Source organism: Actinacidiphila glaucinigra (assembly GCF_035918135.1).
GTDB classification, from domain to species: Bacteria; Actinomycetota; Actinomycetes; order Streptomycetales; family Streptomycetaceae; genus Actinacidiphila; species Actinacidiphila glaucinigra.
On sequence record NZ_CP109144.1, the window covers coordinates 8,003,071 to 8,023,238 of the forward strand.

Genomic DNA, 20,168 nt, shown 5'->3' on the forward strand with positions numbered 1-20,168 from the left:
AGCCCGTGGGCGGGCGGCGGGATTAAATCCCGCATCTGACCAATCGAGCCGGCAGCCCGCCCGATCCCACACTCGTCACCATGCTGCCCGCTGAACCTCCGACGCCCGCGCCGGAAGGCAACCCGCCCGAACAGGGGCCACGTTGCCCGGACGAACCGGTGCCGGCCGGACCACCGCCCGACCCGGCGGACGCCGCGACCACCCACAGCGCGGGCACTGGTGCCGACGACGTCGGCGAGTACGAACCGCTCTAGCAGGGAGGCCCGGCGCCGCCGTGCGGCGGCCCCCGGGCGCATCCCGACAGCAGTTCCCCGACTGTCACTCTCACAGGAGACCGAATAGATGAGGCGAAGGGAAACGAGGCGTCCCAGAGGACGCCTGGGCGCGGTGACCGTCGGCCTGACCATCCTCGGGATGGTCGCGTCGACCACGGCGACCCAGGCGGCCGAGCCGAACCGGCAGACGTCGCGTCCAGAAGTCGTACAGACCAAGAAGCCCACGGCGACCGCCGAGGGCGAACTGGCGCGGGTCGTCTCCGCGTCGGGCGGATCCGTCCCGGTCACGCTGATCACCGGCGACAGGGTGCACGTCGGCGTCGACGCCGACGGCAGGCCGGTCGTCCGCGACACCGAGAGCGCGGCGCGGCCCGACGGGCCCCCGGTGGTGTTCCACACCATCACCCGCCAGGGCAAGGTGTACGTCGTGCCGGACGATGCCCTCGCGCTGGTCGGCAAGGGACTCCTCGACTGGGGGCTCTTCGACCTGAGCCGGCTGGTGACGCTGGTCGCGGCGGGCAGGGCCGACGCGGTGCCGGTGCTCGTCACCTACACCGGCGCCGCCGGGGCCGACACGTCGCGGAAGGTCGCCGGGGCCTCGGGCGGCAGGGCACTGCCGTCCATCAACGGCCGCTCGATGAACATCGCCGACGGCGGACGGTGGTGGCAGGAGGTACGGGGCAAGACGGCCTCCACGTCCGCCGCCGCCCGGTCCGCCGGTTCCCTGGCCGGGGTCAAGAAGGTCTGGCTCAACGGCATGGCCCATGTCGACCTCGAGCAGTCGGTCCCGCAGATCGGCGCCCCGATCGCCTGGGAACGCGGGTACGACGGCACCGGCGTGACCGTCGCGGTGCTGGACACCGGCATCGACGCCACCCACCCGGACGTCTCCGGAAGCATCGCCGGGAAGGCCGACTTCACCGGGAGTCCCTCGGGCACCAAGGACGGGCACGGACACGGCACCCACGTGGCGTCCACGGTCCTGGGCAGTGGCGCCGCGTCCAAGGGGCTGCGCAAGGGCGTCGCGCCCGGCGCCAAGCTCCTGGTCGGCAAGGTCTGCGACGACAACGGTCAGTGCCCCGACGACGGGATCATCGCGGCCATGGACTGGGCCGCCCACTCGGGGGCCAAGGTCGTCAACATGAGCCTCGGTGGTGAGCCCACCGACGGCACCGACCCGATGAGCCAGGCGCTCAACGAGCTGAGCCGCGCCACCGGGACCCTGTTCGTGGTCGCCGCCGGGAACTCCGGCCTGGTCGCCCAGAAGGTCGTCTCGCCGGGTTCCGCCGACGACGCACTGACCGTGGCGGCCGTCGACAAGAACGGCGAGATGGCGACGTTCTCCAACCGCGGACCGCGGATCGGGGACGGCGCAGCCAAGCCCGACATCGCGGCCCCGGGCGTCGGCATCGTCGCGGCACGCGCCGCCGGCACGGCCATGGGCACACCGGTGGACCAGTACTACACCGCGTCCGACGGGACCTCGATGGCCACACCGCACGTGGCCGGCGCCGCGGCCGTCGTGGCCCAGCAGCACCCGGAGCTGACCGGTCAGCAGATCAAGGCGCTGCTGATGGACACCGCGAGCGACCTGGGGCACGACATGTACGCCCAGGGCCGGGGCCTGGTGGACCTGGCGACCGCGACCAATCCGCGGATCGTCCCGAAGGGGAACCTGAACTTCGGCCGCCTGGCCTACCCGCAGTCGGCGGTGACGAAGAAGATCACGTACACCAACCGCGGTGACGAGGCGACCACGCTGCACCTCACGATGCCGGTCTCCTTCGCCGACGGGAAGCCCGCCGCGGCAGGCCTGTTCACCCTCAGCGCGGACAAGGTGGTCGTCCCCGCGGGCGGGTCCGCCGAGGTGTCGGTGACGCTCGACGGCAGCGTGCTGGGCACCGACGGGGCCCACGGCGGCTACAACGGGCTGCTGAGCGCCCGGGACGACTCGGGCGCGATACGGCTGAGCTCGGGCATCCACACCTTCGTCGAAGCCCAGAAGTTCCCGCTGACCCTGAACGTCGTGCCCCCGACGGGCGCCACCGACGTCCGTTACGGCACCGCCACCTTCATGCCGGTCGACGACCAAGTCCATCTTCACGCGGGCCAGGTCTTCGAAACCGGCGCGGACACCGTGACCGAGCAGCTCTTCCGCGGCACCTATGCGGTGCGGACACCGGTCAGCTGGCGGAACGCGGCGGGCGAGTGGCAGCAGGCCGAACCGATCGCACCGGAGGTGAGCCTCACCAAGGCGACCACGGTCACGCTGGACCTGCGCAAGGCCAAGCCCCTGCGCGTCCAGTACCCGGAGTCCACCGAGACCTACACGGCGAGCGATGCCGTCAACCGGGTCTCGGCGACCGGGGCTTGGGGGATGCTCACGGCGCTCTCGGCCGGCTACAAGGCCGTCGAACCGAACTGGTGGGTGCTGCCCACCGGCAAGGTGAGCATGGGCACCTTCACCCACGACTTCTACAGCTCACGGACGACCCCCGTCGTCACCATGCGGACGGCGGGCGGCGGTGCCCCCCTCGGCCTGTCCGCCCGCTACGCGACCCCGGACGCCGCGCTGACCGAGACGCAGATGTGGCTGCACGAGGACGGCGACCCGAGCTTCCGCGAGGGCGCGATCCCGGTTCCCCGGCTGCCGGTCGAGGGACGTCTGCAGGTGGTCCACGCGGGCACCGGGTCCGCCGCCGAACTCGCGGACGTCGACGCCCGGGGCAAGCTCGTCCTCCTGACACCGACCGACATCTGTCAGGACACCTGCGACTTCGCGAAGCTCCGGGACGAGCGGGTGGCGGCCGCTGCCGCCGCAGGCGCCGTCGGCGTGCTGGTCGCGGCGCCGGGCCTCACCTCGCTGGGCCGCCCCTCGGAGCTCGACCAGTGCCTGGACGGGCCGCAGAGCTGCCCGGCGATCCAGCAGTACACCAAGCTGCCCCTCGTGAGCGTGCCCTACGGCGAGGCCGAGGCCCTGATCAAGCGGATCAAGGCCGACCGGTCGCACGTCAGGATCAGCCTCGGCGGCAGCGTCGTGCCGAGGGCGTACGCCGCCAGGTACCACGAGGACGGACAGATCCGGGCGAACGACTACCGGGTCGGGAAGGGCGACCTCGACCGGGTCGACCTCCACTTCCACGCGGCACGGCCCGGTGTGGTCCACCAGCTGAGCTGGATGCAGCAGTTCCGGGCCACCCCCGACACCTCACAGGTGGCGCTGCCGTCCCCGGCCACGCGGCAGACCATGACCGCATTCGTCAAGCGGGAGGACGACGCGATCAGCCGGTTCACCGCCTCCTGGGCCGACGTCGGAGCGGACTCCCTCCTGGAGCACAACCGCACCGAGCTGAACGACATGGTCCTCACCGGCAGGGACGGGATCCACTGGAACGCGGGGCCGTCCGTGCCGGGGGCCGCGCCGCAGGCGCGGACCAAGTCCGGCTTCACGGTCAAGACCGGACCGTGCTCCGGGTGCCGGCAGGGCGACACCTTCTACCCCAGCATCTACCTGACGGGCAGCGGCGGCGGCCGCCAGGCGGTGATCGGCATCGTCGGCGACGAGCTCATCTCGCACGACTTCGCCGAACTCCCGGCCTGCGGGCCGGTCGCCTCGCCCACCGTGACGAACCTCGACTCCATCTGCGACTTCAGACTCCTGGACGCGTCCGGTGACGAGGTCGAACGTCGCACGGAGCACCTCCCCGACCAGAACTACTCGACCCTGTGATGGCACTCGAACCCGCCAAGGAGACCGACACGATGAACACCGATGTGCCGTCGGCGCGGCGCCGCAGAGGGGCCCTCATGGTGCTCGCAGCCGCGGTGACGCTGGCGCTGTCCGGCTGTAAGGGGGGTGACCTCGTCTCCTACGACCTGCCGGCGAAGTCGGCCCGGTACACGTTCGAGGCGGAGACCGACGGCGTCAAGACGGTGTGGCAGTACACCTCCGCCAAGCCGGCCAAGGGCGACGCCCCGGAGCTGAGCCCGTGCATGGGCGAAGTGGTCGGCAGCAACACGGCGGCCTGCAGCCCGGAGCCGTTGATCTTCCTGCGCTACGACTTCGATCTGGCCCTGGACAACACCGTCGAGGCCGGGGAGAGCCACGAGATCTCCGTCGTCGGCTACTACCAGGAAAGCCTCACCGCCCTGCCCAAGGTGACGTCCCTGAAGGCGGAGACCACCTTCGACGGGGGCAGGAGCTGGCGCCCGGCGACCACCAAGGCCACCGGAAAGAACACCTTCACCACGACGGTCAAGAACCCCCGGCGGGACCAGGCCGCCAAGGGCGTCGGACTGAGGATCAGCGCGACCGACAGCAAGGGCAACACCGTCCGGCAGACGATCCCCACCGCGTACACGCTGCGCTGACGGGAACCGCCGGGCACGGCTGAGAGGCTGACGGGGCGAGACCGGATCTCGCCCCGTCAGCACGTTCCCGTCCGGGTTCACCACACGACGGGAAGGGCCTGCAGGCTGTACACGTTCGGGCCGTCGCGGTGGAAGACCAGCTCCTCGTCCGGGACCGCGGGCCGCAGGCCGGGGAAGCGCCGGAAGAGGGCGGGAAGCGCCAGTTCCAGTTCCAGGCGCGCCAGGTGCTGCCCGGGGCACTGGTGGCTCCCGAAACCGAACGCCATGTGCGCGACCGCCTCCCGGGTCAGGTCCAGCCGGTCCGGGTCCCGCACGAGCTCCGGGTCGCGGTTCGCGGTGAGCGGCGACACCAGCACGCGCTCGCCGGCCTTCACCTGCGCCGTGCCGATCGTGAGGTCCTCGGAGGCCGCGCGGGGGAACGTGCCGGAGATGCTCATGTAGCGCAGAAGTTCCTCCACGGCGTCCCTGGTGGACCGTGACTCGTCCAGGAGCACGGCGAGTTGGTCGGGCTGCCGCATGAGCGCCAGCGCGCTCACCCCGATCATCGACGCGGTCGTCTCGTGACCCGCGACGACCAGGGCGCTGGACAGGCCGATGACCTCCTGGTCGCCGACCTCTCCGGGGCGTTCCCGCAGCAGGCTGCTGATCAGGCCCTCGGTGGGACGCCGGCGGATCTCGTCGACGAGGTTCGTCATGTACTCGCCGAACTTGCCGAGGAGGGCGAAGTATTCGGCGGGGGAGTTGGCGAAGTTGACGACGCCCGCGCTGATGCTGTGGAACTCCCGGTGCATCGAGGAGGGAACGCCGAGCAGTTCGCCGATCACGATCGAGGGCACCGAGACGGCGTACGCCTCCACGAGGTCGACGCCCGGCCCGGCCTCCTCCATGGAGTCCAGACGCTCGGAGACGATCTGCTCGGCCATCGGGCGCAGCGCCTTGACCCGCTTGGGCGTGAAGGCCCCGGCGATCATGCGCCGCAGCCTGGTGTGCTCCGCGCCGTGGAAGTCGGGGAGGAAGCCCGGCATGTAGGTCCGCGGACTCCCGTCGGCCAGGGGGAGGTGGCCGTACTGCAGCCGGGCATCGCCCAGCGCGGCGCGGACGTCCGCGTAGCGCGACAGGACCAGCACGTCGGCGTCCCCGAACCGCGGCTCGTACATCGGGACCCGGGTCGGCTCCTCCTGCCGGCCGATCTCGGCGAGCCGCGACGACGGGTCGAACGGGCATCTGGGTTCCCGGTCCGTGACGACGAAGCCACGCGTCATACGTTCGGTCATGATCTTGTCCTCGGGTAGACGTCGCCGGGGAGTGCCGGGAATGCCGTGGTGGGCGCGCGGTGGGGGGACGCACCGAAACTCCTTGCCAAGACAAGCAGTGAATGCTTGACGTGTCAATTTTCTGGTCTCCCGGGCGGGCCCCGCGTGGACGGCGGCGGTCTGGAGACGGCCTATGGCCGGACTCGGCCCGGACGCCTGACGAGCCCTACGGCTGCGGCCACAGCGGCTTCTGCACCTTCAGGTCGACGACCGACACCCATTCCGACGACGGGATCGCCCGCTCCACGACGAACCACTCGTCGGGCCGCTCGCCGAAGTGCGTCGCCGTCAGTACGTGGACGGTCTGGGCCGGCAGCCTGGTGCCCGCCCACGCGTGCCATCGCTGCGCCTCCGGAGCTGGCACCTCAACGGTGAACCGCACCGTGCAGTCCCGGAAGGGTTCCGGGAGCGAGGCGGGGCTGGGATCGGACGTGAGGTGCACCGTCCGCGCCAGCTCCGGCATGTCCTCGTGATCCGCCGACCAGGTGGCCTTGATCTCTGCGTCTGCCAGGATCAGCGGCCACCGCTCCGGCCGCGTGAAGTGGAAAAGCAGCATGCCAGGACTTTACTGGGAGGCCGCCGCTCTTGGTCACGCGGCGGGGCGCCGCGCGCACCTCCTACGATTCCGGCCATGGCACGTTTCGAGGACCTTCGCCGCACCCTCTGGGACCCCGGGAACCGCTACGGGGTGCAGCCGCCCCTGACCGGCCGGCTCGTCGCGGAGGCCGAACGCGCGCTGCGTGTCACGCTCCCCGGTTCCCTGCTCGACCTGCTCCGCCACCAGAACGGGGGCGTGGTCGCGGCCGACCGGGACGCCTTTCCCACGGGCCGGCCGAACTCGTGGAGCGCCGACCACGTCCCGTTCGAGACGCTCATGGGAATCGGCCGCCAAGGGGAAGCGCTCTCCCTGCTCGACAGCCCCTACCTGGTCCGGGAATGGGGGCTGCCCACCCCGGTGGCGCTGGTCTCGGGCGCCGGGCACACCACGAGGACGAGGCCTGCCGACGCGTGGCGCTGCAGTCCGGATCGCCGTGAGAACCGTCCTGCGCGAGCCGTCGTACCCGCCCGACTATAAATCGCGTGTATAGACGGCATGTATAGTGCGGCCCCATGGCTATCGCACTCGCGTCCCGTCGCGGCGGCACCGGCGTCGTCCTGGCCGCGACCGTGATCTTCGGGGTGCTGCTCGGCTGAGCCACCTACGGCCTGCACGGCACGACACCCCTGTTGGAGCGGGCGACCAACTCCTCGTCCAGCTGGATCATCTGGACCGCCGTGGCCGGCGCGTTGACGCGTCTGCGGCCCGTCGCCGTCCGGGCCGGCGCGGTGATGATGCTCGCCACGTGCGGCGGTTACTACACGGCATCCACGCTCGGGGACACCTTCGGCGCCGGAGGGCTCGGAACCGCCGTCGTGTGGGGTGCCACGGGACTGGCCGGAGGGCCGCTGCTGGGGTGGGCCGGATGGACGGTGCGGCGCGGGCGCGGGGACGCACGCCCCCTGGCGGGGGCCGTGATCGCCATGGTGGTGCCGGGGGAGGGCCTCTGGCTGGGCCTGTCGCTCCACTGCTGGGGAGAGGCGGCCGGCTTCCTGGCCGTCGGCGCCGTGTCGACCGTCCTCCTGACCGTCTACCTGGCTCGCGCCGGGGTGCGCCGCTACTGGCTGTGCGCCGTATTCACGCCGGTGGGGGCTCTGCTCTTCCACCTCGCGGAGGTGTGTGTTCTCGGCGCGCTCCTGTGACGCCCTGGGAGTATCCATGGAATGGGTGAAGTGGTGGCCGCGCATGCGACGTCGGGAGTCGTCCGCCCCGGCCGGCCGCTGCCCGCAGCGCGAGGGAAGGCGGTCTGTCCATGCCCGTGCCGAGCCTGCTCGGGGTCTTCGCACACCCGGACGACGAGTCGCTGTCGGCCGGCGGAGTGCTGGCCCGTCACGCGTCCGCGGGCGCCCGTACCGCGGTCGTCACGGCGACCTGGGGCGCGGACACCGTGCGGGCGGCGGAACTGGCGGACGCACTGGGGATCCTCGGCGCCGGCGAGCCGCGGATGCTCGGCTACGCCGATGCGCGGGTGCCCTCGTCGGCCCCGGGCGCACCGAGGTTCTGCGACGCGCCGCTCGACGAGGTGATGCACCGACTGGTGGCGCACATCCGGGAGTTCCGCCCCGACGTCGTGGTCACCCATGACGCCTACGGAGGACTGCCCGGTCACCCCGATCACGTGCACACCCATCGGGTGACCGTGCTCGCCGCCCAGGCGGCCGCGCTCGGGCGGCTCTACCCGGAGGCCGGTCCTCCCTGGCAGCCGCGTTCCCTCTATCTGGCGACCCACCCGCACTCCGCCGTGCCGGCGCTGAAGGACGTGATCGGCGCCCGCAGAGCGGTGTACGGCGTCCCGGACGAACAGGTCACCGCGACCGTCGACGTCCGCCCGTGGATGAGGCAGAAGACCGCGGCGGTGCTGGCGCACCGTTCGGAGGTCGAACGCGGCGGCCTGCCGGGGTTGATCGCCGGGTTGCCCGCAGATGTCCGGGTGCGGCTGCTGTCCACCGAGTGGTACGTCCGGCACGCCCCCTTCTCCGGGGCGGCCGCCGGGACGGAACTGAGCGCCTGACAGCGAGTTGCCGCGGGTGGGCTTGAGGAACCGGTGGATGATATCTATCATCTACATTCGGTGAGTAGCCGGAGGAGATGAGACAACGTTGTCAAGCTTGGGGAGTCAAGCGGTGAAGGACCTCGAGGCGCTGGTCGGCGGCCGGGTGGAGGACACGGCGTACGACGATCGGGTGCGTCTGCGCCTCGGCGCCGCGAGCGGGGGCCAGGGATCGGGCGTCGTCGCGGAACTCGTCCTGGAAACGGAGTTCCGCCTGCGGGACACCGACGGCGAGTACCACGAGATGCATCCTGGGACGGGTTCGGCCCTCGCCCCGGTCCTCGACCTCTTCGGTCAGTCGGTCACCCGCGTCGACGTGAGAGCCGACGGCTCCTTCGTCGTCGACTTCGACGCCGGTTCGCTGCTGTGGATCGGCGCGGAAGCGGAGTTCGGCGTACGCCACGCGCCGGGCGCATGAGGAGCCGACGGGCCGCCGTCGGCCCGGCGCCCGGCATGCGGCGGCGGAGTGACCGCCGCCGCAGCCGTTGGATTCACGGTCAGTCGAAGAGTCCCTCGACGATGTCCTCGGCGACCTCCCCGCCGAGCTCCTCGGCGGTCTCCTCCACGATCTCTTCGACGATCTCCCCGAAGATGTCGTCCATGTGCTGAACCCTCCCTGACTGTCGCGCGATGCGCTGGCCGTCGACCCGGACCGTGTCGGTCCCGGGGGCCCGCAGCACCGTGCAGGGGTGCGAGCCCGTGGTCATCCGCTCAACGTGCGCTTTCCGCAGGGGAGTTCCCGCATCCGGGCAGAAGATCGCGAGAGTCGCGAGGTGCCCGCGGCCAGGGCGGACGTGCCGCCCGCCGGCAGGCCGGTCCGGTGCCACCGAGAGAGCCCGGGGCGGCCCCGCCCGCGACGTCCCCGCGGGGTGGACGAGGGCGCGAGCGCCTCCGGTGGCCTCGGGCTGCGGCTCATTCGGTGATGGTGGGCGGGGTGGTGAGGAAGGGGCGGAGTTCGAGCCATTCGTGGATGGGCCTGCCGCCGGCGCCGGGGGCGGCGGAGAGTTCTGCGGCGAGTTCGAGGGCGCGTTGGTGGGTGTCGACGTCGATGACCATCCAGCCGGCGATGAGGTCCTTGGTCTCGGCGAAGGGGCCGTCGGTGACGGGTGGGCGGCCTTCGCCGTCGTAGCGGACCCAGGTGCCCTCGGGGGCGAGGGCCTGGCCGTCGACGAACTCGCCGGTCTTCTCCAGGCGGGCGGCGAAGTCGTGCATGTACTGGATGTGGTCGGTGATCTCCTGGGGCGTCCACTGGTCCATCGGTGCGTCGTTCACCGCCGCCGGTGCGCCGCGGTAGTGCTTGAGCAGCAGGTACTTGGCCATCGTGGCTCTCCTTGGTGCCGGTGCGGCCCATTGTGGCCGCCTTCACCACGGGGACGGAGCCGGCCGCGGGATCTCGACATCGCCGCCCGGGATTTCTTCGGGGCTCTCCTGGGCGGCTGTCCGATGCCTCCGCCGCTGTGCGGCGGAGCCCCTGGGGGCAGCGGAACAGGCCGCCGGCTGCCGCACTGCCCGTAGCGGCTCCGACCGGGTCACCCAGGATGAAAGCGACCGGTCCTCCCAACCGGTGTGGCCGGTCCCGCTGCCGGGGCAGAAGCTACCACGGCTAAATGCGAGATTTAAAGTCAGGTTCCCCCGTACCGGTCGGTCAGCGCACCGTGACCGAGTGGCTCACGTCGATCCACTCGCCATTGCCCGCGGTGCGCAGGCGCCCGGCGAGGCCGGCGTCGTCGAAGGCCTGCTCGATGTCGGAGCGGGTCTCGCTGAAGTGCGCCCATCCGTCGCAGTGGGCGGCCACGACCACCGGCGACCCCAGCACCGACGCGGCGGCACCGGCCCGCTGCGCGGTGAGCGTCAGAGGACGGCCGCGCATCTTCGACGGAACGCGCGCCGCGCCCACGAACAGGACGGCCACGTCCACGGGGGGCATGCGGCGGGCGATCTCCGCCACCACCGCGAGCGACGCGTTGTCACCGGTGACGTAGACGGTGGGAAGCCCTTCACCCGTCAGGACGAAGCCGGTGACCTCGCAGTTCACGTGCCCCTGCTCGTCGCGCTCGCCGTCGTCGGGCCCGTGCTGGGCGGGGACGGCGTGGACGGTGACCGTGCCCCCCGAGGGGCGGGGAAGCGTCACACTCTGCCAGGCCGACAGTCCCCGGGCCGGGGCGCCCAGACGGCGTGCGGACGCGGGGCCGGTCAGTACGAGGGGCGATCCGAGGGCGAAGGCACGGCCCCGGGTGTCCAGGTTGTCGGGGTGCAGGTCATGGCTGACGAGGACGGCGTCCACCGGTCCGAGGGCGTCCTCGCCGACGGCCGGCCCCGCGGTCTTGGTGAGGTATCCGTGATCGCCCGGATCGTCGAACGTGGGGTCCGCCACCAGGCGCAGCCCGCCGATGTCGATCACCGTGGTGGGGCCCCCGAGGACGCTGACCGCACTGGGGCGGCGGGCGGGACTGACCCGATCGTTCATGACGCACCTTTCCTGTCTGGTGTGTGGCGGAGGGCCTGTCGCGGGGCCCCCTGCGATCACATCACACGGATCGACCGGGCCCTGCTCAGGCACCACGGCTCACACCACCGGGGGCCTGCCCAGGGCGGTCATCCGCGCGACGGTGCGCCACCGCATGGGGCGCCGCGCGCCGCACGGCGTGCGCACACCTTCCAGGAAGCCGCCCCACCAGGCCCGAAGCCCCTCCGGCGAGGGCCGCTTGAGCACCGTGAGCACCGCCCAAACCCCCAGGTACGCGGGCACCAAAGGGGCGGGCAGATGCCGCTTGGCCAGCCACACACGGTTCCGCGCCACCATCCGGTAGAACACCGCATGCCGCGTCGGCGACGTCCACGGGTGCTGCAGCACCAGTTCCGGCGCGTACCGGATCCGCCAGCCCGCGTCCAGCGCCCGCCATGCCAGGTCGGTCTCCTCGTGGGCGTAGAAGAAGGCGTCCGGCCAGCCGCCGATCTCCTCCAGCATCCGCATCGACAACCCGTGCCCGCCGCCGAGGAACGTCGTCACCAGCCCACCGCGCATCGGGTCCGACGCGCCCAGCCGCGGCACGTGACGGCGCTGGGTCCGCCCGAGTTCGTCCGCGATCCGGAACGACACGATGCCCAGCCGCTCGTCCCTGCGGTACAGCTCGGCCATCCGTCGGAAGACGTCGGTCGAGATCAGCAGCCCGTCATCGTCGAGGTCGACCACGACGTCGACGTCCCCGTACTGGCGCAGCCGCTGCAAAGCGACGTTGCGACCGCCCGCCACCCCCAGGTTCTCCGGCAGTTCCACCCGGGTCACCCCGTCCGGCAGCGGCGGCAGCGGCGACCCGTTGCCCACCACGACGACCCGGGCCGCCGGCGGGTCCTGTGCGGCGACCGAGGCCAGCAGCGCATCGAGTTCGGCGGGCCGGTCGCCCATGGTCAGGACGGCGACCCCGACGCGCAGGTGGCCCACAGGTGAACTCCGTTCGTCCGGCAGTGGTGTCCGCGATGCTAACCGGCACGGCCGTCCACGGCCGCCACCCCGCTCCTCCCGGGAGAGCCGTGCCCGCACGGACGGCGCTCCCTCGGACGTGTGGCCGGAGGCGAACCCGGCCGTCGGCGTGGGTGGGACGAGTCCTGCGGGCGCCCCTCCCCGGGGCATCGGGACGATCCCAGGCGCGACTTCGCCGTGACAGCGGGAACTCCCCGCAGGCGCGGAGGCTTTCGGTGCGGCAGGGTCGCCGCAAGGTCCCGGTCGACGAGGGTGAGCGCCTCGTTCCCCGTTCACGGAGTTCATTCCGCACACGGTGGGCGGACGGAACGGACGCGGTCCACCTCGCCCGCGACGCGCGTCATCTTCAGGAGTTGATGGCGGATCAAGCTACTTGCCCGTATTTATGTTCAATGTTCTACTTGTTTGACCGAGCAAGCTTTGCGGGTGTGGGGACGCCCCTTGCTCGGATCATGGGGACGCGGCCTCGTGGTGATGAGCCACCGCGAGGCCGCACATGGCCCGCCCGCCGCCGATCCGTCCGTGACGTCACCGGACATCCGGCGGCGTCCCGTTGAGGCGATGGCCGTGGTCAGGCCGGGACCGCGAAGACCGGCGTCCACGCCCTGGCCCGGGCCGGGGCGTGGACGCCGAAGGCGTAGCGGTGGGCGGCGTCGCCCGGGGCCGGCGCGGCACCGAGGAAGCAGCGTCGCCCGGTGTCGTCGGCGAGCGTCTCGCCCCGGCGGGGAGGTTTCCGCCGCCCTCGTCACCCGCCCCGGCGGGCAGGCCCTCACGGACGAGGGGATGTCGTACACCGCCCGGTGCCAGAAGCCGCTGACGGTCAGGGCGTCGGGGTCGTAGCAGGTCACCGCGAAGCTCCGGGTCCCGGCCGGATGGCCGCTCCACTCCAACTGCGGCGAACGGTCCCCGCCCGGCCTGCCGAACAGGGCGCTGCGCTGGGCGACGCCCAGCGTCTCCCCGTCGGCGATGTCCGTGCCGGCGAGCATGAACTCCGGCACCGGCGGCAGCACGCTGTAGGGATCGAAGCGCTCGGACACGACCGCTTCCCCCGCTACTTGCCGGGTGAGCCGGGGTCGCGCAGGGCCGAGAACGCGGCGCGCAGTTCCCGGGTGAAGATGTCGGGGACCTCCCAGGCCGCGAAGTGCCCGCCGCGGGGAGCCTTGTTGTAGTAGATGAGGTCGTGGTAGGCGTTCTCGGCCCAGCTCAGCGGCGCCTGGTAGATCTCGCCGGGGAACACCGTGATGGCCGCGGGGATCGACACCGACACGGCGTTGAAGTTGTTGGCGTTGTTCTCCCAGTACAGGCGCGAGGAGGAGACCGCGGTGTTGGTCAGCCAGTAGAGGCTGATGTCGTTGAGGATCTCGTCCTTGGTGAGCACCCGCAGCGGGTCGCCGTCACTGTCGGTCCAGGCGGCGATCTTGTCGTACATCCATGCGGCCAGCCCGGCGGGGGAGTCCGTCAGCCCGTATCCCTCGGTCTGCGGGCGGGTGACCATCATCGCCGAGTAGCCCGAGCCCGTCTTGTAGAAGGCGTTGAGCTTGTCGTACGCGGCCTTCTCGTCGGCGGACAGCCCGGCCGGGGCCGGGTCGCCGCAGGCGAGCTTCTTGGCGATGTCCGGCGGAACGGTGGCCGGCATGTTGACGTGGATGCCGATCAGCCCGGCGGGCTTCTGCGCCGCCATCTTGTCCGACACCACCGCGCCCCAGTCGCCGCCCTGGGAGACGTAACGCGTGTACCCCAGGCGCTGCATCAGCACGGCCCAGGCCCGGGCGATGCGGCTGGGGTTCCACCCGGTGGTGGTGGGCCGCTCGGAGAAGCCGTAGCCGGGCATCGAGGGGATGACGAGGTGGAACGCGTCCCGCGCGCGGCCGCCGTGGGCGGTGGGGTTGGTGAGGGGGTCGATGACCTTCAGGAACTCCAGGACCGAGCCCGGCCAGCCGTGGGTCAGGATCATCGGCAGCGCGTCCTTGTGGCGGGACCGGACGTGGATGAAGTGGATGTCGAGCCCGTCGATCCTGGTCTTGAACTGCGGAAGGGAGTTGAGCTTCGCCTCGATCTTCCGCCAGTCGTAGTCCCTCCCCCAGTAGCGCGTCAGCTTCTGCATCGTCGCCAGCTGGACGCCCTGCGACTGGTCGGGGACGGTCTCGCGGTCGGGCCAGCGCGTGGCGTTGACGCGCCGGAGGAGCTCGGCGATGTCCGCCTCCGGGATGTCGACACGGAAGGGCCGGATGCCCGCGGCGTCCGCCGCCATCTCCGTCTCCTTCGCCGCCTCCGGAGTCCGGGAGGCCAGGCCGAACGCCCCCGTGGTCGCCGCGGTCATCGCGGCGGCGGAGGAGAGCAGGATCTTTCGCCGAGAAAGCAGACTGCAAAAGTCGGGCATGGCAGATCTCCGGTCGTCCCGATTCCCGGGAGGGAAGTCTCGTTGGCGTGCACGTCCCTCATCGGTGACGGCGGGAATGCGGCACGGAATCGGCATGACCCGGGAGCGCGGGGGGCAGCCCATCCGATGGGCCGATATGAGGGCATTACGACGAGACGAGACGCTATGGGGCGTTCCGTCGCCCTGCAACTCGGGATCCTGGCCCGGTGACCTCCGCCCCGGACGTCGACGGGTCCGCGCCGTGATGACGTGTCATCGTTGTCCCGACGCATGCCGTGGGCGCCCCACGTGGGTCACGTCCGCGGCGGCCCACGGCCGAGACCGGCAGGGGAACCGAGTGGCAACGTTGAACGACTTCGCGGAGCTCGCCCGCACCGAGCAGGGCCTCGGGGCGGTGTCGACGCTCCGCGCCGACCGGACCGTCCAGACCACCGTGGTCAACCTCGCAGTCATGAGGCACCCGCTCGCCGACAGGGACGTGGTGGCGTTCGTGACCTACGGCAAGGTCAAGCTCGGCAACCTCAGGGAGCGCCCCGGGCTCACCGCATGCGTGCGCTCGGGATGGCACTGGGTGACGGTGGAGGGGGCCGCCGAGATCATCGGTCCCGACGACCCGCATCCGGCGGTCGACGCCGACGGCACGCGCCTGCTGCTCCGGGAGATCTTCACCGCGGCGGGCGGCACCCACGACGACTGGGACGAGTACGACAGGGTCATGGCCGCGGACCGCCGGGCGGCCGTCCTCGTGCGGCCCGAACGGATCTACGGCGTCTGAGTGCGGCCACCGCTCGGCCGCTCGGCGATCCGGACGACGTCGCGGACGTGGTGCTCTTCCTCGCCACCGACCAGAGCCGCTTCGTCACGGGCACGGAACTCTTCGTCGACGGGGGCACCATGCAGGTCCGAGGCGGTACGGCCCGCCGCCGGGGCGCGGCGGTCCGGTTAGGCTGGGGCGTGTCCCTCATCGGCCGTGACCAGGAGCTTTCAGCGATCGGGGCCCTCCTCGACCGGCTGCGAGCCGGGGTCGGCGGGCGCATGGTCGTCACCGGCCCGCCGGGGGCCGGGAAGACCGCGCTGCTGGCCGCCGCGGCGGAGCTGGCAGCCCAGCGCGGCATCCGGGTCGGGTGGACCGGGGACCGTGTGCCCTCCGAGGCTCCTGCCGCGCCTGACCGGCCGGGTGAACCCGTACTCCTGCTCGCGGACGCCGACGCCGATACGGCCCAGGACGCGCCGGGTTCCGAGGCGCCCCCGGGGCCGCGGGCACTGCTGGTCACCGCGCGGGAGCACACAGGGGACGGCACCGAGCTGAGGCTGGGCGGACTGCCGGGCGCGGGGTTCGCCATGCTCGTGCCCGGGCTGCCGCCGGATGCCGTCCACGCCCTGTGGCTCGTCTCCGGCGGGCTCCCCGGCCCAGCGCTGTCCCTGGCCGAGCGGCTGAGGAGCCTCGGCGGGGACGCGGACCCGGTGGTGCACCTGGCGCTGGCCGCTCCCTCGCGGGCGCAGTTCCTCGAACTCGACCTCGGTCTCGTCCGCGTGCTGGAGGCCGCCGCCGAGCGGCCGCTCGCCCCCGCGGTACGCGCCCGCGTACTGGCACGTCTCGCGCGCGAACTGCTCGCCGACACCACAGCCGTGGCGCGCCGCCGTGACCTGGCGGACACCGCGCTCGGCCTGGCCCGCGCATCCGGTGACCCGGGGACGGTCGCCGAGGTCCTGGACAGCCGGCTGCACGCCCTGTGGGACCCGGCCGCCACCGCCGAACGCCTGGCCACCGCCGAGGAGATCGTCGTCCAGGCCCGCCGGGCGGGTGACGCGGCGGCCGAGAGCCGCGGCCTGTTCTGGCGCTTCGTGGCGCACGCCGAGGCCGGTGACCTCGCGTCGGCCGACGCGGCGCTCGGGGTGTACGCGCGGTCCGCGGAACAGGCCGGGCACACCGACGCCCGCGTGGTGGCACTCGCCCGGCAGGCGATGCTCGCCACCGTCCGCGGGCGGTTCGACGAGGCGGAGGCGCTGGCCGACGAGGTGCTTGCCGCCGGGCACAAGGCGGGGGTGCGCGACACCGAGCGGCTGGTCGGCTCGGTACGCCACCAGGTGGCCGTCGTACGCGGCCGCACCGAAGCCCCCGTCGCACCCTGGCAGCGGATGGCCCGCAGGCTGCCCGGCCACTTCTTCGAGGCCACGGCGGCCCGGGCGATGCTGGAGGCGGGCCGCGACGTCGAAGCCGGACTGGAACTGGAACGGCTGCTGCCCGCGGTCCTCTCCGGCACGGGTCCGCGCTGGACCGGCGCGCTGGCCGACCTGGCGGCCGTCGCCGCACGCACCGGGAGCCCGGCGGCGGCCGCCGCCCTGTACGAGACGCTGCTGCCCTACCGGGGGCGGCTGGTGGTGTGGGGCGGAGCCAATACGATCACCGGTCCCGTCGACGACTACCTGGGCCGCCTGGCGGCGCGCCTCGACAGGCCCGGGGCAGCCGTCGGCCATCTGGACGCCGCCGAGGATCTGTCCCGCCGGCTCGGCGCCCTTCCCTGGCTCGCGCTGACCCTGGCGGCACGGGCGGAGGCCCTGACCCGGCGCGACGGCACCGGGGACCGGGAGCGCGCGGCGCAGGACGCGAAGGAGGCCCGGTCGATCGCCGAGCGCCTGGGCATGGACGGCCTGCTCCGCGCCCTGCGGCCGTCCGCCCCCTCCGGCGGCGCGTGGCACTGGGTGCTCGACGGGCGCGACTGGCGGCTCCGGGCCGACGAGGAGTCGGCCCGGGTGCCCGACGGGCGCGGCCCCCGCCATCTGCGCGCGCTGCTGGCGGCGCCCGGTCGGGAGATCCCCGCGCTCGACCTGGTGGCGGGCGGTTCGGGGCTGACGGCCCCGCCGGCCGATCCGCTGCTGGACGACACGGCCCGCGCCGCCTACCGCCGGCGGCTCGCCGCACTCGACGAACGACTCGACGCGGCCGACCGGTCCGGGGACGTGGACGACGCCGCGGCCGTACAGGCCGAGCGCGGAGCGCTCCTCGCCGAGCTGCGCCGCTCCTCGGGCCTCGGCGGCCGGCCCCGAGCCCACGGCAACGAGGCGGAACGCGCCCGGGTCGCCGCCACGCGGGCCCTGTGGGGGACCGTCCGGCGTATCGAGGCCGCCGCCCCGCTCGCCGGCGCGCACCTGCGGGCGTCCCTGCGCACGGGCCGCCTCATGCGGTACCAGCCGGCACCCGGCGGTCCCGGGCGCTGGCACGTCTGAACCCTCCCCCTGCTGATGCGGGGGGAATCCCGGCTCAGGAAGCCCGCAGGTCAGCGACCGGCAAGGTCCCACTCCCTCGACACCAGCCGGGGCGGAACCCGCCCGGTCGCGTACGGCAAGGCCGAGCCGGTTCGTGCTTGGTTCTCGCAACGCGCCGTCGTGCCGGCTCGGTTCTCGCTCGGCACCACGCACACGCCACCCGACGGTCCATCGCCCTGGAGGCGAAACCCCTCTTTCCAGCCCTGTTCCGCAGGGGTCCGTTTCCTCCCCGGCCTGAAGGCCGGGGCATCCTCGGAGGAACCTGGTGACGCCCGTCACGAACGGATCGTTCCCCGCGGCGTTACGCCTCCCGGTGTGTACGGCACGCACCACAGGAAGGACACACCACATGAGCGACGGCGGAGCACCCTCGACATACGCGGGTCTGCGGGCGGAACGCCAGGGCGAGCCGGACGGCCGGCCGCCGCTCGTCCTGCTCCACGGACTGAGCTACGACCGTCACCGATGGGGTCCGCTGCTGAGCGAACTGGCTGCTGTCGACCCGGCGCGGGAGGTCCTGGTCGTCGACCTGCCCGGACACGGGCAGTCGCCGCCGCTGGACCGCCACGGACTCGACGACGTCGCCGCCGTGGTGCACCGGGCCGTCACCGAAGCGGGTCTGACCAGGCCGGTCGTGGTGGGGCACTCCATCGGCGGCGCCATCGCCACGGCGTACGCCGCGGCCCACCCGGTGCGCGGTGTCGTCAACATCGACCAGCCACTGCGCGTCGGCGGTTTCGCCGACATGCTGCAGCGCAACGGCGACGTGCTGCGCGGCCCCGGGTACGGCACCGTCTGGGACGGCCTGCTCGGCCGCATGGGCATCGACGGCCTGCCGCCCGAGGCCCGCGCCCTCGCCCGGCCCGACGCGGTTCCCCCGAGGGAGCTGCTCCTGGCCTACTGGGGCGAGCTGCTGACCACCCCGCCCGCGACGCTGGACGAGCGGAACGCCGGCCGGCTGGAGCGCATCGCGTCCCAGGGCACCCCGTACCACTACATCACCGGTGCCGAGCCCGATCCGGAGTACCGCAGCTGGCTCTCCCGCGCCCTGCCCGACGTCACGATCACCGTCCTGCCCGGCAGCGGCCACTTCCCGCACCTCGCCCACCCCGCGGAGGTCGCCCGCCTCCTGAGGTGAGGCAGCGGGGACGCGGGAGGCGGCGAAGCGGGAGGCGGCGAACCCGCCCGCGCCGGCGCCGGAGTTCCGGCGCCGGCGCGGGCGGAACCCCGGCGTCGCCACGCCCCGCCGGTCGCGGTCAGCGGGCGAGACCTCCGTCGGCCATGAGCGTCTGTCCGGTCGTGAAGGCGGAGTCGTCGCTGCCGGGCGCCCATGGATCCGGACATGCGACCTACCGCCCGGGCCGTGCGGGCCCTTCGGCGTCCCGGTGGCGGTCGTGCCGCGGACCTACGGCGCGGGGACCGGGCACACGCCCGGTACCGCGGCACCGCTCCACCGTGACCACGGGTGAGAACGGGCCGTTGCGTACCCTTGCGGCATGCGCATGCGCCCCACTTTGAGCTGGACGCCCACCGAGGACCTGCCGCCGGGCACCACGGACGTGGGGCCCGTCGCCGACGCGCTGGACGGCGGCGGAGTGCTGGTGCTCAGCGGGGCGGGCATCTCCACGGAGTCGGGCATCCCGGACTACCGGGGCGAGGGCGGGAGCCTGAGCCGGCACACCCCGATGACCTACCAGGACTTCGTCGGCAGTGCCCAGGCCCGGCGGCGGTACTGGGCGCGCAGCCACCTCGGGTGGCGCACCTTCGGCCGCGCCCGCCCCAACGCCGGGCACCGGGCGGTGGCCGCGTTCGGGCGGCACGGCCTGCTCTCAGGAGTGATCACCCAGAACGTCGACGGCCTGCACCAGGCCGCCGGCAGCGAAGGCGTCGTCGAACTCCACGGAAGCCTCGCCCGGGTCGTCTGCCTCTCCTGCGGTGACTTCAGTCCGCGTGGTGAACTCGCCCGGCGGCTGGAGGAGGCCAACGCGGGCTTCGAGCCGGTGGCCGCGGGGATCAACCCGGACGGCGACGCCGACCTCACCGACGAACAGGTGGGGGACTTCCACGTCGTGCCCTGCACGGTCTGCGGGGGCGTCCTCAAACCGGACGTGGTGTTCTTCGGCGAATCCGTACCGCCCCGGCGGGTCGAGCACTGCCGCGAGCTGGTCCGCGAGGCGGCCGCGCTGCTGGTCCTGGGCTCCTCGCTGACGGTGATGTCCGGACTGCGGTTCGTCCGTCAGGCCGCCGAGGCGGGCAAGCCGGTGCTGATCGTCAACCGGGACGCGACCCGCGGCGACCGCCACGCCCTCACCCGGGTCGCGCTCCCGCTGGGAAGCACCCTCTCCGCCGTGGCGGAACGGCTGGACGTCCCCGTCGGCGGCCCCCTCGACGGCCAGGAGGCGGCCCCGGCGAGCCTGTGACGGCGGCCGGTCC

Annotated in this window: 18 protein-coding genes; 10 read left to right on the forward strand and 8 right to left on the reverse strand. The window is 72.7% G+C overall.

Translation table 11 applies throughout. The features are described from left to right. Nucleotides 1–387 precede the first annotated feature (387 nt). Together OIE69_RS36200 and OIE69_RS36205 are read left to right on the forward strand one after the other, a co-directional pair. A complete protein-coding gene (locus tag OIE69_RS36200) occupies nucleotides 388–4,005 on the forward strand; it encodes a S8 family peptidase (protein ID WP_326578912.1) in 3,618 nt (1,205 codons plus the stop codon). After that, the gene (locus OIE69_RS36205) at nucleotides 4,005–4,646 is read left to right on the forward strand and encodes a hypothetical protein (RefSeq protein WP_326578914.1); all 642 of its coding nucleotides are present in this window, start codon (nucleotides 4,005–4,007) and stop codon (nucleotides 4,644–4,646) included. The genes OIE69_RS36200 and OIE69_RS36205 overlap by 1 nt, the downstream gene beginning before the upstream one ends. Before the next feature lie 77 nt (nucleotides 4,647–4,723). On the opposite strand, the gene OIE69_RS36210 is transcribed toward OIE69_RS36205, so the two are convergent. Next, complete coding sequence (locus tag OIE69_RS36210; RefSeq protein ID WP_326578916.1) at nucleotides 4,724–5,920, reverse strand: cytochrome P450; 1,197 nt, start codon at nucleotides 5,918–5,920, stop codon at nucleotides 4,724–4,726. A gap of 205 nt (nucleotides 5,921–6,125) precedes the next feature. Then, nucleotides 6,126–6,515 (reverse strand): hypothetical protein, encoded by a 390-nt coding sequence (locus OIE69_RS36215; protein WP_326578918.1) that lies wholly within the window; start codon nucleotides 6,513–6,515, stop codon nucleotides 6,126–6,128. A gap of 75 nt (nucleotides 6,516–6,590) precedes the next feature. Between OIE69_RS36215 and OIE69_RS36220 the strand changes: the two genes are divergently transcribed. From OIE69_RS36220 to OIE69_RS36235, 4 genes are all read left to right on the forward strand, one after another. Next, nucleotides 6,591–7,034: an SMI1/KNR4 family protein gene (locus OIE69_RS36220; protein WP_326578919.1), complete on the forward strand. Its 444-nt coding sequence runs from the start codon at nucleotides 6,591–6,593 to the stop codon at nucleotides 7,032–7,034. A gap of 152 nt (nucleotides 7,035–7,186) precedes the next feature. After that, nucleotides 7,187–7,699: a DUF6518 family protein gene (locus OIE69_RS36225; protein WP_326578921.1), complete on the forward strand. Its 513-nt coding sequence runs from the start codon at nucleotides 7,187–7,189 to the stop codon at nucleotides 7,697–7,699. Nucleotides 7,700–7,809: 110 nt separating this feature from the next. Further along, nucleotides 7,810–8,568 carry a PIG-L family deacetylase gene (locus OIE69_RS36230; protein ID WP_326578923.1) on the forward strand — a complete coding sequence of 253 codons (759 nt, stop codon included), beginning with the start codon at nucleotides 7,810–7,812 and terminating at the stop codon, nucleotides 8,566–8,568. Nucleotides 8,569–8,680: 112 nt separating this feature from the next. Next, the gene (locus tag OIE69_RS36235; RefSeq protein WP_326578925.1) at nucleotides 8,681–9,025 is read left to right on the forward strand and encodes a DUF6188 family protein; all 345 of its coding nucleotides are present in this window, start codon (nucleotides 8,681–8,683) and stop codon (nucleotides 9,023–9,025) included. Nucleotides 9,026–9,104: 79 nt separating this feature from the next. On the opposite strand, the gene OIE69_RS36240 is transcribed toward OIE69_RS36235, so the two are convergent. From OIE69_RS36240 to OIE69_RS36265, 6 genes are all read right to left on the reverse strand, one after another. After that, the gene (locus tag OIE69_RS36240) at nucleotides 9,105–9,314 is read right to left on the reverse strand and encodes a hypothetical protein (RefSeq protein ID WP_089225975.1); all 210 of its coding nucleotides are present in this window, start codon (nucleotides 9,312–9,314) and stop codon (nucleotides 9,105–9,107) included. 205 nt (nucleotides 9,315–9,519) lie between these two features. After that, complete coding sequence (locus OIE69_RS36245) at nucleotides 9,520–9,927, reverse strand: YciI family protein (RefSeq protein ID WP_326578730.1); 408 nt, start codon at nucleotides 9,925–9,927, stop codon at nucleotides 9,520–9,522. Between the two features lie 325 nt (nucleotides 9,928–10,252). Next, nucleotides 10,253–11,074 carry an MBL fold metallo-hydrolase gene (locus OIE69_RS36250; RefSeq protein ID WP_326578928.1) on the reverse strand — a complete coding sequence of 274 codons (822 nt, stop codon included), beginning with the start codon at nucleotides 11,072–11,074 and terminating at the stop codon, nucleotides 10,253–10,255. 99 nt (nucleotides 11,075–11,173) lie between these two features. Beyond that, nucleotides 11,174–12,049: a glycosyltransferase family 2 protein gene (locus tag OIE69_RS36255; protein ID WP_326578930.1), complete on the reverse strand. Its 876-nt coding sequence runs from the start codon at nucleotides 12,047–12,049 to the stop codon at nucleotides 11,174–11,176. A gap of 428 nt (nucleotides 12,050–12,477) precedes the next feature. After that, nucleotides 12,478–13,074, reverse strand: a complete 597-nt coding sequence (locus OIE69_RS44835; RefSeq protein ID WP_392567695.1) for a YbhB/YbcL family Raf kinase inhibitor-like protein — start codon at nucleotides 13,072–13,074, stop codon at nucleotides 12,478–12,480. Nucleotides 13,075–13,139: 65 nt separating this feature from the next. Then, nucleotides 13,140–14,468: an epoxide hydrolase family protein gene (locus OIE69_RS36265; RefSeq protein ID WP_326578932.1), complete on the reverse strand. Its 1,329-nt coding sequence runs from the start codon at nucleotides 14,466–14,468 to the stop codon at nucleotides 13,140–13,142. Between the two features lie 337 nt (nucleotides 14,469–14,805). On the opposite strand from OIE69_RS36265, the gene OIE69_RS36270 reads away from it, so the two are divergent. The 4 genes from OIE69_RS36270 to OIE69_RS36285 all read left to right on the forward strand — a co-directional run bounded on the left by OIE69_RS36270 (nucleotide 14,806) and on the right by OIE69_RS36285 (nucleotide 20,155). Beyond that, nucleotides 14,806–15,243: a TIGR03618 family F420-dependent PPOX class oxidoreductase gene (locus OIE69_RS36270; RefSeq protein ID WP_326578934.1), complete on the forward strand. Its 438-nt coding sequence runs from the start codon at nucleotides 14,806–14,808 to the stop codon at nucleotides 15,241–15,243. Further along, nucleotides 15,240–17,696, forward strand: a complete 2,457-nt coding sequence (locus OIE69_RS36275; RefSeq protein ID WP_326581510.1) for an SDR family oxidoreductase — start codon at nucleotides 15,240–15,242, stop codon at nucleotides 17,694–17,696. The genes OIE69_RS36270 and OIE69_RS36275 overlap by 4 nt, the downstream gene beginning before the upstream one ends. Nucleotides 17,697–18,084: 388 nt before the next feature. Further along, nucleotides 18,085–18,873 carry an alpha/beta fold hydrolase gene (locus OIE69_RS36280; protein ID WP_326578936.1) on the forward strand — a complete coding sequence of 263 codons (789 nt, stop codon included), beginning with the start codon at nucleotides 18,085–18,087 and terminating at the stop codon, nucleotides 18,871–18,873. Nucleotides 18,874–19,231: 358 nt separating this feature from the next. Next, nucleotides 19,232–20,155, forward strand: a complete 924-nt coding sequence (locus OIE69_RS36285; protein WP_326578938.1) for an NAD-dependent protein deacetylase — start codon at nucleotides 19,232–19,234, stop codon at nucleotides 20,153–20,155. Nucleotides 20,156–20,168: the final 13 nt, after the last annotated feature.

What these genes read in the sequence shown, in the direction of transcription:
- OIE69_RS36205 (WP_326578914.1), top strand. Translation starts at nt 4,005, where the DNA reads ATGGCACTCGAACCCGCCAAGGAGACCGACACGATGAACACCGATGTG.
- OIE69_RS36210 (WP_326578916.1), bottom strand. Translation starts at nt 5,920, where the DNA reads ATGACCGAACGTATGACGCGTGGCTTCGTCGTCACGGACCGGGAACCC.
- OIE69_RS36220 (WP_326578919.1), top strand. Translation starts at nt 6,591, where the DNA reads ATGGCACGTTTCGAGGACCTTCGCCGCACCCTCTGGGACCCCGGGAAC.
- OIE69_RS36250 (WP_326578928.1), bottom strand. Translation starts at nt 11,074, where the DNA reads ATGAACGATCGGGTCAGTCCCGCCCGCCGCCCCAGTGCGGTCAGCGTC.
- OIE69_RS36215 (WP_326578918.1), bottom strand. Translation starts at nt 6,515, where the DNA reads ATGCTGCTTTTCCACTTCACGCGGCCGGAGCGGTGGCCGCTGATCCTG.
- OIE69_RS36230 (WP_326578923.1), top strand. Translation starts at nt 7,810, where the DNA reads ATGCCCGTGCCGAGCCTGCTCGGGGTCTTCGCACACCCGGACGACGAG.
- OIE69_RS36285 (WP_326578938.1), top strand. Translation starts at nt 19,232, where the DNA reads ATGCGCATGCGCCCCACTTTGAGCTGGACGCCCACCGAGGACCTGCCG.
- OIE69_RS36280 (WP_326578936.1), top strand. Translation starts at nt 18,085, where the DNA reads ATGAGCGACGGCGGAGCACCCTCGACATACGCGGGTCTGCGGGCGGAA.
- OIE69_RS36240 (WP_089225975.1), bottom strand. Translation starts at nt 9,314, where the DNA reads ATGACCACGGGCTCGCACCCCTGCACGGTGCTGCGGGCCCCCGGGACC.
- OIE69_RS36265 (WP_326578932.1), bottom strand. Translation starts at nt 14,468, where the DNA reads ATGCCCGACTTTTGCAGTCTGCTTTCTCGGCGAAAGATCCTGCTCTCC.
- OIE69_RS44835 (WP_392567695.1), bottom strand. Translation starts at nt 13,074, where the DNA reads ATGCTCGCCGGCACGGACATCGCCGACGGGGAGACGCTGGGCGTCGCC.
- OIE69_RS36245 (WP_326578730.1), bottom strand. Translation starts at nt 9,927, where the DNA reads ATGGCCAAGTACCTGCTGCTCAAGCACTACCGCGGCGCACCGGCGGCG.